Here is a 13,994-nt window from a genome sequence, read left to right on the forward strand (position 1 = left end):
CCATGACCGTAAAATGCTTTGAAAACTACACACCCGACATCCACCCAAACGCTTACGTTGACCCGGCAGCGTATGTCAGCGGGCAAACCAAGCTGGAAGAGGGGGCTTCGGTATGGCCGATGGCAGTAGTGCGTGGTGACATCAACCTCATCCACATCGGGCGGCTGAGCAATGTGCAGGATGGCGCGGTATTGCATGTCACGCACGGCGGCGAATACACCCGCCCCGGTGGTTTGCCACTCATCATTGGTGCGGAAGTCACCATCGGGCATCGCGCTGTGTTACACGCCTGCACCATCGGCAACCGTTGCTTGGTCGGCATGGGCGCTATCGTGCTGGATGGGGCAGTGGTCGAAGATGAAGTAATGATCGGGGCAGGAAGCTTGGTTCCGCCCGGTAAAATACTGGCAAGCGGCTATTTGTACGTAGGCAGCCCGGTCAAGCAGGCACGCCCGCTGACCGACAAGGAAAAAGCTTACTTAGGCTACTCTGCCGCCTATTACCACAAGCTGGCAGAGCGCACCCGCAACAGTTAATCCATCGCCAAAACGATGCTGTTATCCGTGCCGTCAGTCACGGTGAATTCACGCCGCCGCTCTTTACCGTCCAGCGTGGCAATCGCTTCGTAATGCCCCGGCGGTACAACTAAGGTCGCACTGTGGCGTCTTGGCGCGGCAACTTCGCGGCGTCCACCGTCCAAACGGAACACTTTCCACCCCATTTGGCGCATTGCTGGTGTATTACCCAGTGTCGCCACCAGATTGATGCGCCCGGTGGGAATTTCTAGTCTGGCAACTGCCGTTTCACCCTGACCTACCCGTACACGCGCACGCTGACGGGCATCGCCAATCGTAGCAACCACGTCATACTCACCAGCAGCAACGATTTCATTGAGCTGATAAGTACCGCCGTGACTGAGGACTTTACGCAGCGGGGTTTGGCCTTGCATCAGGAAAACATCCCACCCAGCCAGCCTTTCGCCATTGGCCTGTAAGCGCCCAATGTGGGTGGCGAATACGGGAGCTACCTGCCTGCTGTGCATGACTTCAACCACGGTATGCTCTTCGTAAGCACCAATCAGCAAGCTGATCGCATACTTGCCATCGGGTAAGGACAAACTTATCCCTTGCCCAACCAACTGCCGCTCACTACCTGCATCCAAGGGGCGAACCCGCCAAATGATTTCCGTATCTGCAACCAAGATTCCCGGCGGAATATTGGCGCTAAGCATGAGGTTCTGTTCAGCAGGGATGGCAGCGTTGACGTGCTGGCGTAACTGCACGCCGTTAACGCTGGAGTGCGGCCCACTTTCAATACGGCGGAACATACCCGCAGGTGCAATAACCCGCTGATAGTTCAGGGCATGTTGTTTCCCCATCATGCGCATATCTTGGCGGGGATCATCCATCACTTTGCTGGTTTCAACCCAATGAAAACCGCGTGTTTCATCGTCTGCCAACAACGGCAGCTCCCGCAACCAAGCGGAAACTTTTACCCATAAGCTATTGTTGGAAACACTTGCCTGTGCCTGTTCATAGCGGGAAATGCCCGCGATGCTATCCGCACAGGACAGACTCAAAGCAAGCAGCAGCGCGTAACGCACCACTCTTGCCGAATACAATTTGGTATGCATGAAAGCCTTCCTTGCTCAGCGCATTATGGGGGCTGATCCCCGACCCCCTGACCATTTTTTTAAAAAATTTTGTAATGCCCGCAATATTCCGGGCGGATTGATATTGTTATGCCCATTCATGACTCTATACCGCGTTCTGACACAATCCCAATGGAATGATATTATCGGCGCGATAACAATCACCGACCGATAAGCTATCGGGTTCTTACGCTGGACGGAGTGGTTTGTACGCCTTCAACGCACAGCTTGCTGAAAGGGTTGACACACGCAGCAACGGCGGGGGAGCGGTTTAGCGCCGTATTGTCTCGAAGGGAAACACCGCACTGAAGGAATTTGTTGGTGAATTAATGCTGACGGTAGCTTTCCATTGCATTTTTTCAGTGCTGCAAACCGGCAAAATGAACTTACCACGCAACTCATTGGCGGGTTCTGCTGCCTTCAGTTCGGCATATTGGTAGCCCATGTACATATTAGCCCCTTCCACCGTCAAACGCGCTGAAGTTACCCCACCCAGCCCTTGCAGCTCGGCGTTGGCGGTCAACTCTTGCATCACTGGCAAGGTAGCAGGGGAAAGGCTGAAACGGATGGCATGGCCTGCGGCATCACGCGCAAGGCAAGGGGCTGCATGTAAATCGCAAGGTTGTTGGAGCGTCAAAACGCTGGCTACTTGTTTATGACACGGGCCAAAAAAATAAACAGCACTGCTCAAGCTCAGCAAGAAAGCTAACGCTAACAGGAGAATGCGCTTCATCCCACAAACTCCGCGACCACGGGGGCATGGTCGGAAGGTTTTTCCCAAGTGCGCGGTTCGCGGTCAATCACGCACGATTGGCACGTATCTGCCAGTGCTTTGCTGGCGAGGATCAGGTCGATACGTAAACCTTGGTTACGGCGGAAACCAGCGGCACGGTAATCCCACCAACTAAAGCTCTTTTCAGCTTGCTCAAACTGGCGGAAGGTATCACGCAACCCCAGTGCGAACATAAACTGCAAAGCTTGCCGCTCCAACTCGGAACACAGGATTTTCCCCTGCCACGCAGCCGGATCATGTACATCACGGTCTTCCGGGGCAATGTTAAAATCCCCCAATACCACCAGTTTGGGGTACTGTTGTGCTTGTCCGTGTAGCCAAGCACCGACTTTTGCCAACCAATCCAGTTTGTAAGCGTATTTCTCGGAACCGACTTCAGAACCGTTTACAACATACAGGTTAACGATGCGCACATCGCCAACCGTGGCGGCAAGGATGCGACGTTGCGGGTCATCCAAGCCGGGAATGTCGGTAACGACCTCAGCGGCCTCCAGCAGGCTCAGGATCGCCACACCGTTGTAAGTCTTCTGCCCCACAAAAACCGCTTTGTAACCTGCCTCTTCGATTTCAGCCAAGGGAAACTGTTCATCAACCGTTTTGGTTTCCTGAACAGCCAACACATCTGGCTGGTTAGCAGTCAGCCATTGCAGCACGTGGGGAAGACGTACCCGCAGGGAATTGACGTTCCACGTAGCGATTTTCATAGAAGCCCGCTGTGACGCAGTAAGGCATCTGCCGAAGGTTTACGTCCCCGGAAAGCCACAAACGATTCCATCGCTTTACGTGAGCCGCCGACTTGCAGGATTTCGTGCAGGAAGGCTTCACCCACGCCCGCATCAAACAAACCTTCTTCCTCGAAACGCGCAAAGGCATCAGCAGACAGCACTTCCGCCCATTTGTAACTGTAGTAGCCAGCCGCATAGCCGCCAGCAAACACATGGCTAAAACTGTGCGCCATACGGTTGAACGCAGGTGGCTTAACTACCGCAACCTGATTACGCACTTCCTGTTGGATGGCTTCGAGCCGACCCGCTTCGGCGGATTGCGGATCAAGGTGCAAACGCATATCGAACAGTGAAAATTCCAACTGGCGCACGGTTGCCATCGCTGTTTGAAAATGCCGTGCGGCCTGCATTTTCTGGTACAGGTCATCCGGCAACGGTTCACCCGTTTCCCAATGCGCGGCAATCATGTCCAGCACACTGCGTTCCCAACACCAGTTTTCCATGAACTGGCTGGGCAGTTCGACGGCATCCCATTCCACACCATTGATCCCGGCAACATCGGGGTAATCGACTTGGGTGAGCATGTGGTGCAAGCCGTGCCCAAATTCATGGAACAACGTCACCACTTCGTCGTGGGTAAACAGCGCAGGTTTATCACCCACCGGCGCACTGCTGTTGCAGGTCATGAACGCTACCGGAATCTGCAAACCCTCGTCACGACGGAAGCGCCCGCAGAAATCGCTCATCCACGCCCCACCGCGCTTGTGCTGGCGTGCGTACAGGTCAAGGTAGAAACACGCCTGTAGCGTATCGGTACGGTCATACACCCGGTAGAAACGCACATCGGGATGCCACAGGTCAACGCCCTCACTGTGCGGGACGATGCGCACCGCAAACAGCTTTTCTACCAGTGTAAACAGTCCGCTGATTACCCGGTCGGCAGGGAAGTAGGGTTTCAGGTCTTCTTCACTGAAATCGAAACGTGCTTGTTTCATCTTTTCACTGACGTAAGCCACATCCCATGCCTGCACGTCTTCCAGCCCTAAATGCTCACGGGCAAACGCCTGCACCTCAGCGAATTCGTTTAGCGCAAACGGCTTAGCTTTACTGGCAAGGTCTTGCAGGAAATCCAGCACCTTTTGTGGGCTTTCCGCCATCTTGGTAGCCAGCGACAATTCGGAGTAATTGGCGTAACCGAGCAGGGCGGCTTCTTCTTGGCGCAAACGCAGGATGTCACGCATCACTTGGGTGTTATCCCAATCAGGGTTTGCCCCCAGTTCCGATGCACGGGTGGTGTAGGCTTGGTAAAGCTCCGCCCGCAACTCACGGTTATCGGCGTAAGTCATGACCGGGAAGTAGGAAGGGAATTGCAGGGTAATCACCCAGCCTTCCATCTCGCGTTGTTGCGCTGTTTGGGCTGCCATTTCCAACGCAGATTCGGGCAAGCCTGCCAGTTCAGTGACATCAGTAATCTGTTTGAGCCACGCATTGGTAGCATCCAGCACGTTGTCGGAAAAACGCGAATTCAGTTGTGACAGTTGTTGGCTGATTTCACGGAAACGTTCTTTCTGTGCGGGGGGCAGGGCAACACCGGAAAGTTTGAAACCTAACAAGCTGTCATCAAGGCTCTTTTGCTGGGCAGTATCCAACCCACTTTCTTGCGCACGGATCGACTCGATAGCCGTAAACAACTTGGCGTTTTGCCCCATCTCAGTGTGGTAGTCACTCAAGCGCGGCAGGTTGGCGTTGTATTCCTTGCGCAGTTCATCGCTGTTAACCACTGCGTTCAGGTGACTAACTGGCGACCATGCGCGTTCCAGACGGTTAGCTGCCTCATTCATGGGGGCAACCAAAGCATTCCACGTGAAATGGGTGGCTGTTTCCAGTGTTTTATTCAACCAAGCACGGTTTTCCTGTAACACTACATCCAGCGCCGGAGAGATATGTTCCGGCTTGATCAGGGAGAACAGCGGCAGCTTGCCGCCATCCAACAAGGGATTTTCTTGTTCCACGTGAAACCTCACACGTCCAGATTGGAAACCGACAGCGCGTTCTTTTCGATGAAGTCACGGCGTGGTTCGACCTGATCGCCCATCAACGTAGTGAACACCTCGTCGGCGGCAATCGCGTCTTCAATGCGTACTTGCATCAGGCGACGGGTTTCTGGGTTGAGGGTGGTTTCCCACAACTGGTCGGGGTTCATTTCACCCAGACCTTTGTAGCGGTTGATTTGCAGCCCACGGTTGGCTTCCTGCATCAGCCAGTTCACCACTTGGTCGAAACGGTTAGCTGCCAGTTTGCGTTCACCACGTTGGATGAAAGCACCTTCACCCAGCAATCCGTCGAATTCACGGTTAGCAGTGAGCAACAATTTCATTTCTGGCATCAGGAAGAAATCGCGGTCTAGCGAAATCACATGATCCAGCCCGTGCTGGCGGCGGTTAACGCTAATCGTCCACGCACTGTCATCAACTTTGTTTAACGTCGCAGAATAGGTGCGTAAACCATTATCCCCTTGGTTCAAGGTAGCAATCGCCGCACTGATCCAGCCGATAAAGGCTTCCGCTGAAATCGCCCCAGACTCATCGGTGGAGGGCAGTGATTCAAACAAGAGTGCATCCAGCAGGTTGCGGTCGTAACGGCGTGAGAGGCGGTTGATGACCTGTTTAACCGCATGGTACTGGCGTACCAACGCTTCCAGTGCAACACCACTGATCGCGGGGCTAGCGGCGTTCAAATGCAGGCGGGCATCATCCAGCGCCAGTTGCAGCAGGTAACGTTCCATTTCGGCATCGTCTTTGACGTACTGTTCCTGCTTACCGCGCTTGGCTTTGTACAGTGGCGGTTGCGCAATGTAGATGTAACCGCGCTCAATCAGTTCCGGCATCTGGCGGTAGAAGAAGGTCAGCAGCAGGGTACGGATGTGCGAACCATCCACGTCCGCATCCGTCATGATAATGATGCGGTGGTAACGCAGTTTCTCGACGTTGTATTCCTCACGCCCGATACCGCAACCGAGGGCAATGATCAGCGTACCGACCTCTTGGGAGCTGATCATCTTATCGAAACGTGCACGTTCCACGTTGAGGATTTTGCCCTTGAGCGGCAGGATCGCTTGGGTGCGGCGGTCACGGCCTTGTTTGGCGGAACCACCCGCCGAGTCCCCTTCCACAAGGAACAGTTCGGAAAGGGCAGGGTCTTTTTCTTGGCAATCTGCGAGTTTGCCGGGTAAGCCAGCAATGTCCAACGCACCTTTGCGGCGGGTCATGTCGCGGGCTTTACGTGCGGCTTCCCGCGCCCGCGCGGCTTCAATCATTTTGCCTGCAATCAGCTTAGCCTCACTGGGACTTTCCAGCAGGAATTCACCCAAGCGCTCGTTCATTGCTGACTCGACAATGCCTTTGACTTCCGATGACACCAGCTTGTCTTTGGTCTGGGATGAGAATTTCGGGTCTGGCACTTTCACCGACAATACTGCGGTCAAACCTTCGCGGGCATCATCGCCGCTGGGGCTGACTTTTTCCTTTTTCGCCAAACCTGCGCTTTCGATGTAGCTGTTCAGGGTGCGGGTCAGGGCAGAGCGGAAGCCGGACAAATGCGAACCGCCATCCCGCTGTGGGATATTGTTGGTGTAACAGAAAATATTTTCCTGATAAGAATCGTTCCATTGCAGGGCAACTTCCACACCCACGCCATCGCGTTCGGTAGAAAAATAAATGATGTTATTGTGGATCGGCGACTTGTTGCGGTTCAGGTGGGCAACGAAGGCTTTAATGCCGCCTTCGTATTCAAACACGTCTTCGCGGCCTTCGCCACGGCGGTCGATCAGGTGGATGCGTACCCCAGAATTGAGGAACGACAGTTCACGCAAGCGCTTGGCGAGGATGTCGTAATGGAATTCCGTCAAGGTGAAAATGGTGGTGCTGGGCCAGAAACGTACCGATGTCCCCGTGCCTTCCGTATCACCAATGATCGCCAATGGCGCTACCGGGTCACCCAGTTTGTACATCTGCTGGTATAACTTGCCATTACGGCGGATGGTCAGTTCCAGATCGGACGACAGCGCATTGACTACCGAAATACCGACCCCGTGTAAACCACCGGAAACCTTGTAAGAGTTGTCATCGAACTTACCGCCTGCGTGCAACACCGTCATGATGACTTCGGCGGCAGAACGGCCTTCCTCTTCGTGAAGGTCGACTGGAATACCCCGCCCGTCATCGGTAACTTTTACCGAGCCGTCGCTGAACAGTTCAACCCGGACTTCCTTGCAGTAACCCGCCAATGCTTCGTCGATGGAGTTGTCCACGACCTCGAATACCATGTGGTGCAGACCCGTACCATCATCCGTGTCACCGATGTACATGCCGGGGCGCTTACGCACCGCTTCCAGTCCTTTGAGTACTTTGATGTTCGACGAGTCGTAAGTTTGCTCAGTCATCTTGCTTCCAGATATTGCTGTTATTGGGATATTCCATCACACCATCGTAGCGCGTCCGCGTTCCACGTGGAACACTCTGGCCTCACCAACCCCATGTTTCAAGGGTTCATGGCGTGTACCTGTAATGATCAATTGTTGCCGTGTTGTGTGCAGCGCATTATACAACGCCTGCTGGTTGCGCTCATCCAATTCCGAGGCTAGGTCGTCGATGGCAATGATACCACGTTTTGTATCGGCCTCGCTGATGGCATGGCTTTGTGCGAGCAGCAAACCAACCGCCAGCAGTTTCAGTTGCCCGCGTGACGCCACCCGTACTGCGGGGATGCCATCCAGCAGAATATGCAAGTCAGCGCGGTGCACACCGTAGAGGCTGAAACCTTGTTTGAGTTCCGCCTCGGCTTTCTCGTGAAAAAAACGGTGCAGGGCGGTTTCGTCTTGAGTATCCACCCCAGCGGGAAAGCCGGTGGTCAAATGCAGTTGCGGAAGGCCAATCACTTCCAGCACCGGCTGGGTGGTTTGCAACGCAAGCATCAGGGCTTCCAAAGCCAATACCCGGTATCGGTACAGCGGGGGTTGCAAGGCAACCAGTTGCTGCGTCCAATGTCCCAAAGCATAACGTTGCTTAGGGTCACGCAGGCAAACATTGCGTTGTTTCAAGACCTGCTGGTAGTTACGCCATGTCAGGTTGAAATCGGCAAAACGGTAAAACGCGATCCAGTCGAGGAAAGCCCGCCGCAGGGTAGGGCTGCCCGTTACCAATTCCACTGATCCCGGATGGATTAGGGTAAGGGGAACATGGGAACTGAGTTCCGCTTGTTGCTGCACGTCTGCATGGTTGATACGGATGCGCGTGGCATGGGTGGTTTTGCTGATACCGACCGGATAATTGTTATCTGCCAGTACACCACTTTCCACGCGGGCGCTGACGGTCAGTTCCGTTTCCCCGCGCCGGATCACTTCGGCAATGCGTGGGGTACGGAAAGAGCGTCCGCGTGACAACACTGCTAAACCCTCCAGCAAACTCGATTTGCCGGAAGCATTGTCCCCGTAGAGGATATTAGCGTGGCGAGCCAGCTCCAATTCCGTCTGGGCAACGGCACGGCAGCCACTGACCATGACCTTGCTTAACCACACGCTAGCAGCATCCTAGCCTTATAGCCGGATAGGCATAATGACATTGCGCACGCTGTCATCATCCGGGTCAGTCATCAATGCACTGCTTTCAGGGGAATTGCAGTGCAAACGTAAGGTTTCGCCTTGCAGGTGGTTTACCGCATCCAGCAAATAGGTAACATTGAAACCGATGCTGAAATCTTTACCCGCGTAATTCACATCAAGCTCATCGCTCGCCACTTCCTGTTCCGGGTTGTGTGCTTGTATCTGTAACAGGTTTTCACTCAGGGAAAGGCGTACTCCCCGGAATTTTTCATTCGACAAAATTGCCACACGGTTGAGCATGTCCTTGAAGGTTTTACGGTCAAGGTCAACTTGCATCTGCCCACTTTGCGGTACGGCAGCACGGTAATCTGGGTAACGTCCGTCAATCAATTTGGTGGTAAAGCGCAGGTTGTCGAGTTGCACGCGCAGATGGTTCTGGCTGCTTTGCACCTGTACCGGCACTTGGCAATCAGCACGTAATAGGCGTGACAGTTCCAATACGCCTTTGCGTGGAATGATTAACTGGCGGGGCTGTTCAATACCGGGCATCGCATCGGGGTAGAAGCACAAAGCAAGACGATGCCCGTCGGTGGCAACAGTACGCACGCCTTCGGCAGTCACTTCCAGCAACATACCGTTGAGGTAATAACGCACGTCTTGGTTAGCCATGGCAAAAGCGGTGCGCTCCAACAGGTGTTTGAGCGCGTTTTCCGGTAACTCAAAGGTGTGTACCTCACCGATGTCTTCCAGCTCAGGGAATTCACTGGCTGGCAAGGTTGCCAATTCAAAACGGCTGCGCCCGGAAGTGATACGGGCACGCTTATCGTCCTGTATTTCCAAATTGACAATGCTTTCCGCAGGTAAGGATTTGCAGATGTCCGCCAACTTACGCGCAGGCAGGGTGATTTCACCATCTGCACCATCCATGACTGGGGCATGGGTAGCAATTTCCAATTCTAGGTCAGTCCCACGCCAGTAGGATTTCGTCCCATCCATACGCAATAGGACATTTTCCAGAATAGGTGCGGTATGCCGTTTTTCGATTGCCCCCAAGGTGGCTTGGAGGGATTCGAGCAAGTGTTCACGTGTCTGTGTCAGTCTCATTACTTATATATCTTATATATTTAAAAAAATAGTAGTAATCATAGAGGCAGTCTTGGAATGTGGATACTTTCCGTATCTGCCTGATTTACCGATTCCCTTTGCCCTTTTAGGGTTGTGGGAAAGGCTTGTGGATAACTTTGGACTTCCTGTCAGTTTGTTGTGGATGGAATTCCATCCCTAGTTTATCCACATCTTACTCCGGTTTGTATTCGGGCAGTTATCCTCAGCTTGTTAGGGTGCGTAAGAGGATGCGGTAGTCCTCTTCCAGCTTGGGGTCAGACTCGCGCAGTTCCGCCACTTTGCGGATGGCGTGGAGGACGGTGGTATGGTCACGTCCGCCAAATTCCTCACCAATTTCCGGCAAGCTGTGGTTAGTCAGTTCCTTGGCCAAGGCCATGGCTATCTGGCGTGGACGCGCTAGCGAGCGGTTGCGGCGCTGCGAATCCATGTCCGTTACCCGGATATTGTAGTACTGCGAAACGATTTTCTTGATGTTGGTGATCGACACCATTTTATCTTGGCTTGCCAACTGGTCACGCAGGGCATCTTGCACGAATTCCATGGTGACGTGGGTTACGCATTTCAGGCGCATACTGGCAATCACCCGTTGCAGAGCGCCCTCAAGGTCACGGATGTTGGAATGGAAGCGTTTGCCAATAAAAAAGCTGACATCGTTGGGCAAGCGTAACCCGGCGTCTTCGGCTTTCTTGCGCAGGATAGCCACGCGCGTTTCTAAGTCGGGCGATTCGATCTGTACCGTCAGCCCCCAGTTGAAACGGGTTTTGAGGCGGTCTTCGATGCCTTCCAAGTCACGCGGGTATTTGTCGCTGGCGAGGATAATGCGTTTTTGCCCTTCCAAGAGCGCATTGAAGGTGTGGAAGAATTCTTCCATTGAACGGTCTTTTCCGGCGAAGAACTGGATGTCGTCAATCAGTAAGGCATCAACGCTACGGTAATGCTGTTTGAATTCATCCATGCGCGAATTGCGGATCGCGGAAATCATGTCATTGACGAAACGTTCGGCGTAAACATAGATGACCCGCGCGTCCGGGTTACATTCAATAATGCGGTTGCCGATGGCGTGCATCAGATGGGTTTTACCCAAACCAACCCCGCCGTAAATGAACAAAGGGTTGTAGCCGGTATCATCGCGTTCCCCGACTTGTTGTGCAGCCGCGCACGCCAGTTGGTTGGATTTGCCTTGGACGAAATTGGCAAAGGTCATGCGCTGGTTCAAGGTGTTGGCGAAACGTTCGCTAACTGGCGCGGGGCTGGAGGTGCTGGTGCTGTAACCGTTGGTGGATGGGTTGGAAGGTTCACGTACAGCCGTTGGTTCAGCAACAGTTACCGGGGGCAGTTGGGTAACAGGAGGGCGTGAAGCCGGGGTGGAAGACCCAATTTGCAGCAGCACATCGTATTCATTGTCCCCGCGTAAAATACGCGCATGGAACAGGATACGGGGTAGGTATTGTTCATGTACTTGTTGTAAAACGATGGTATTGGGGGCGAGCAAATACAGCGCGTGGCGTTTTTCCACCGCATGTAAAGCGCGTAGCCAAGTGTTGATTTCGTGGTCAGGGACTTCCTGTTCCAGTTGTTGTAAACATTGTTGCCAGAGCATAGAAAGGCGGTTCCAAGGTGGTTGAAACGGGTAAGGTGTGGTGTGTTGGAAGCCGCGATTATAGCGCTCCAGCCGAGTTATCCACAAGCGCAAGCTACACGCACAAGCTGATCATCCTATTGACAATAGTGGTGTAATCCCTTATCTTGCCTGACCTTTTTGACCGTCCGGGAACTGTAGAAATTTTTCTGGGTGGCTCAAACAACCGATTTGATGTATTAACTGGTGACTTGTCATGAAAAGAACCTTCCAACCGAGCAAAATACACCGTGCCCGTACCCACGGTTTCCGCGCACGTATGGCAACTGCGGATGGCCGTAAAGTCCTGAGCGCCCGCCGCGCCAAGGGCCGCGCCCGTCTGATCCCATAAGACCTTGGATGCAGGCCAGCAGGAAGCGGCAAGCTTTCCGCGCAGTGTACGCCTGACCCGAGGGGTTGAATTCCAGCGGGTCTTCCAGCACGGCAAACGCCTGCATGTGAATGGCCTCAATGCGCGTGCAGCACTCAACGGTGAAGGTTTCCCCCGCTTGGGGATGGCTATCGCCAAGAAAGCCTTACGCCGTGCGCACGAACGCAACCGTATCCGCCGTTTGGTACGGGAGAGCTTCCGTGCCCATCAAACACGCCTGCCTGCGGTCGATCTGGTGATCATGTGCCGCGCCGAAGTCCTGAATATGACTAATACCGAACTTTTCCAGCAATTGGAAGGTTTATGGTTGCGCCTGCACAAGCTATACTCTGGCGGGTCTGGGCAGCCTGAGTAAAGCTACTGCCCTGCCCTAACCGTCAATAACCCGGATTGCACACCCTATGGATTCGCAACGTCCCTTCTTGTATCTCACCTTGTTGTTCCTGCTGTTCCTGATCTGGACAACGTGGCAGCAAGACCATGCCCCGAAACCGCCAGCGACGGCTGCCAGCACGGTCAGTGCCCCCGCCAATAGCGGCAATGCCACTCAAGATATACCTGTACAGGGCGCTGCCCCGGCCGTACCGGGACAAACTGCCGCAGCTCCCGCCCTCGCAGAAAATGGTGCGGCAGGGCAAACCGTGACGGTGCGTACCGATACACTGCAATTGCGCATCAATACCCGCGGTGGTGAAATATTGGAGGCTGACCTGCCAAGCTATCCGATCAGCCTTGATACCCCGGATAAGTCGGTACGGATACTTGACTTGAACGGGCGTAACTACGTCGCGCAGTCCGGTTTGCAACACCAAGTGGTGGAAGGTGTAGATGCCAAGGCACTTGCCCCCGACCATTTGGCAACCTATAGCGCCGCGCAGAACGATTACACCTTGGCAGAGGGTCAAAATGAGTTGGTCGTGCCGTTGACGTGGCAGAGTGCCAATGGTGTGACCGTCACCAAACGTTTTGTGTTCAAGCGTGGCAGTTTCTTGGTAAATGTCGAGCACGAAGTCAATAACCAATCCACTAGCATATGGAGTGGCACGGAATACCGTCAGCTTAAGCACGGTCATTCAGAAAGCAAGGGCAGCCTGCTGGGCGGTGTGCAAGCCTATGTCGGTGGTGCTTACTACCACGAAGGCAAATACACCAAACTGTCATTCTCTGATTTGGATGAAAAGCAGGTCAATGAAACCGTCAACGGTGGCTGGGTGGCGATGCAGGAACACTATTTCCTGAGTGCGTGGATTCCGCAGCAAGACCAAGAAACCGAGTACTACAGTATGGTGTCCCAAAACCAAGGCGTGAAAGGTTATGTCTTGGGGATGCGTAGTGTTGTCCAACAGGTTGCTCCCGGTGCAACAGGCGTTTTCAAGAGCGGTTTCTACGTGGGGCCTAAAGACCAAGATACGCTGTTAAGCATTGCCGATGGCCTCGACCTGACGGTGGATTATGGTATTTTCGCGTTCATTTCCAAGCCAATTTTCTGGCTGATGCAGATGATCCATAATGTTGTCGGCAATTGGGGCTGGACAATCATTTTCCTCACCATCCTGATTAAAGTAGCGTTCTTCTACCCGTCGGCAATGAGTTACAAGTCGATGGCGAAAATGAAGGCGGTGTCACCTAAGCTTAAGGAGCTCAATGAGCGCTTTGCGGATGATGCCGCAGGTAAGCAAAAGGCCATGATGGAGCTTTACCGCAAGGAAAAGATCAATCCCTTGGGTGGCTGTTTGCCGATCTTGATCCAGATTCCGGTGTTCATGGGGCTGTACTGGGTATTGCTGGAAAGCGTGGAATTGCGCCAAGCACCGTGGTTGCTGTGGTACAAAGACTTGTCGATTATGGATCCGTACTACGTGCTGCCGCTGATCATGGGCGCGTCGATGTTCCTGCAACAAAAGCTCAACCCGCCACAGGTTGACCCGATGCAGCAGAAAATCTTCCAGTTCATGCCGATCATTTTTACCGTGATGTTCCTGTTCTTCCCGGCGGGTTTGGTGCTGTACTGGGTAGTCAATAATATCCTGTCGATGTCCCAACAGTGGTTCATCAATAAGAAAATCGTGGGACACGCTTAAGAGGCTGATGT

At 53.6% G+C, this 13,994-nt stretch carries 12 protein-coding genes; 4 read left to right on the forward strand and 8 right to left on the reverse strand.

All coding sequences use genetic code 11. The features are described from left to right. Positions 1–2: 2 nt before the first annotated feature. Positions 3–536, forward strand: a complete 534-nt coding sequence (locus PHE17_RS11030) for a gamma carbonic anhydrase family protein (RefSeq protein WP_301015903.1) — start codon at positions 3–5, stop codon at positions 534–536. On the opposite strand, the gene PHE17_RS11035 is transcribed toward PHE17_RS11030, so the two are convergent. The 8 genes from PHE17_RS11035 to dnaA all read right to left on the reverse strand — a co-directional run bounded on the left by PHE17_RS11035 (position 533) and on the right by dnaA (position 11,493). Then, entirely contained in the window at positions 533–1,633 is a 1,101-nt protein-coding gene (locus PHE17_RS11035; protein WP_301015904.1) for a hypothetical protein, read from the reverse strand. The genes PHE17_RS11030 and PHE17_RS11035 overlap by 4 nt on opposite strands. Positions 1,634–1,922: 289 nt before the next feature. Further along, positions 1,923–2,384, reverse strand: coding sequence for a hypothetical protein (locus tag PHE17_RS11040; RefSeq protein WP_301015905.1), 462 nt, complete (start codon positions 2,382–2,384; stop codon positions 1,923–1,925). After that, positions 2,381–3,148 carry an exodeoxyribonuclease III gene (xth, locus tag PHE17_RS11045; RefSeq protein ID WP_301015906.1) on the reverse strand — a complete coding sequence of 256 codons (768 nt, stop codon included), beginning with the start codon at positions 3,146–3,148 and terminating at the stop codon, positions 2,381–2,383. Before xth ends, PHE17_RS11040 begins: the two co-directional genes overlap by 4 nt. Next, entirely contained in the window at positions 3,145–5,181 is a 2,037-nt protein-coding gene (locus PHE17_RS11050) for a M3 family metallopeptidase (protein WP_301015907.1), read from the reverse strand. The genes xth and PHE17_RS11050 overlap by 4 nt, the downstream gene beginning before the upstream one ends. Before the next feature lie 8 nt (positions 5,182–5,189). Then, positions 5,190–7,610 (reverse strand): DNA topoisomerase (ATP-hydrolyzing) subunit B, encoded by a 2,421-nt coding sequence (gene gyrB, locus PHE17_RS11055; protein ID WP_301015908.1) that lies wholly within the window; start codon positions 7,608–7,610, stop codon positions 5,190–5,192. A gap of 36 nt (positions 7,611–7,646) precedes the next feature. Beyond that, on the reverse strand, positions 7,647–8,744 hold the full coding sequence (gene recF / locus PHE17_RS11060; RefSeq protein ID WP_301015909.1) for a DNA replication and repair protein RecF: 1,098 nt from the start codon (positions 8,742–8,744) through the stop codon (positions 7,647–7,649). An 18-nt stretch (positions 8,745–8,762) separates the two neighbouring features. Continuing rightward, complete coding sequence (dnaN, locus tag PHE17_RS11065; protein ID WP_301015910.1) at positions 8,763–9,872, reverse strand: DNA polymerase III subunit beta; 1,110 nt, start codon at positions 9,870–9,872, stop codon at positions 8,763–8,765. 223 nt (positions 9,873–10,095) lie between these two features. After that, positions 10,096–11,493, reverse strand: a complete 1,398-nt coding sequence (gene dnaA, locus PHE17_RS11070; protein WP_301015911.1) for a chromosomal replication initiator protein DnaA — start codon at positions 11,491–11,493, stop codon at positions 10,096–10,098. A 235-nt stretch (positions 11,494–11,728) separates the two neighbouring features. Between dnaA and rpmH the strand changes: the two genes are divergently transcribed. Genes rpmH through yidC form a run of 3 tightly spaced genes read left to right on the forward strand, consistent with a single transcriptional unit; the run spans position 11,729 to position 13,983 of the window. Next, on the forward strand, positions 11,729–11,863 hold the full coding sequence (gene rpmH / locus PHE17_RS11075) for a 50S ribosomal protein L34 (protein WP_002708931.1): 135 nt from the start codon (positions 11,729–11,731) through the stop codon (positions 11,861–11,863). Between the two features lie 4 nt (positions 11,864–11,867). Next, positions 11,868–12,257: a ribonuclease P protein component gene (gene rnpA / locus PHE17_RS11080; protein WP_301015912.1), complete on the forward strand. Its 390-nt coding sequence runs from the start codon at positions 11,868–11,870 to the stop codon at positions 12,255–12,257. A gap of 46 nt (positions 12,258–12,303) precedes the next feature. Next, positions 12,304–13,983, forward strand: a complete 1,680-nt coding sequence (gene yidC / locus PHE17_RS11085; RefSeq protein WP_301015913.1) for a membrane protein insertase YidC — start codon at positions 12,304–12,306, stop codon at positions 13,981–13,983. Positions 13,984–13,994 lie beyond the last annotated feature (11 nt).

This window comes from Thiothrix sp., assembly GCF_028714775.1.
GTDB lineage: Bacteria > Pseudomonadota > Gammaproteobacteria > Thiotrichales > Thiotrichaceae > Thiothrix.

Coding starts and splice junctions, on each gene's coding strand:
- PHE17_RS11030 (WP_301015903.1), top strand. CDS start 3: ATGACCGTAAAATGCTTTGAAAACTACACACCCGACATCCACCCAAAC.
- PHE17_RS11035 (WP_301015904.1), bottom strand. CDS start 1,633: ATGCATACCAAATTGTATTCGGCAAGAGTGGTGCGTTACGCGCTGCTG.
- PHE17_RS11040 (WP_301015905.1), bottom strand. CDS start 2,384: ATGAAGCGCATTCTCCTGTTAGCGTTAGCTTTCTTGCTGAGCTTGAGC.
- xth (WP_301015906.1), bottom strand. CDS start 3,148: ATGAAAATCGCTACGTGGAACGTCAATTCCCTGCGGGTACGTCTTCCC.
- gyrB (WP_301015908.1), bottom strand. CDS start 7,610: ATGACTGAGCAAACTTACGACTCGTCGAACATCAAAGTACTCAAAGGA.
- dnaN (WP_301015910.1), bottom strand. CDS start 9,872: ATGAGACTGACACAGACACGTGAACACTTGCTCGAATCCCTCCAAGCC.
- dnaA (WP_301015911.1), bottom strand. CDS start 11,493: ATGCTCTGGCAACAATGTTTACAACAACTGGAACAGGAAGTCCCTGAC.
- rpmH (WP_002708931.1), top strand. CDS start 11,729: ATGAAAAGAACCTTCCAACCGAGCAAAATACACCGTGCCCGTACCCAC.
- yidC (WP_301015913.1), top strand. CDS start 12,304: ATGGATTCGCAACGTCCCTTCTTGTATCTCACCTTGTTGTTCCTGCTG.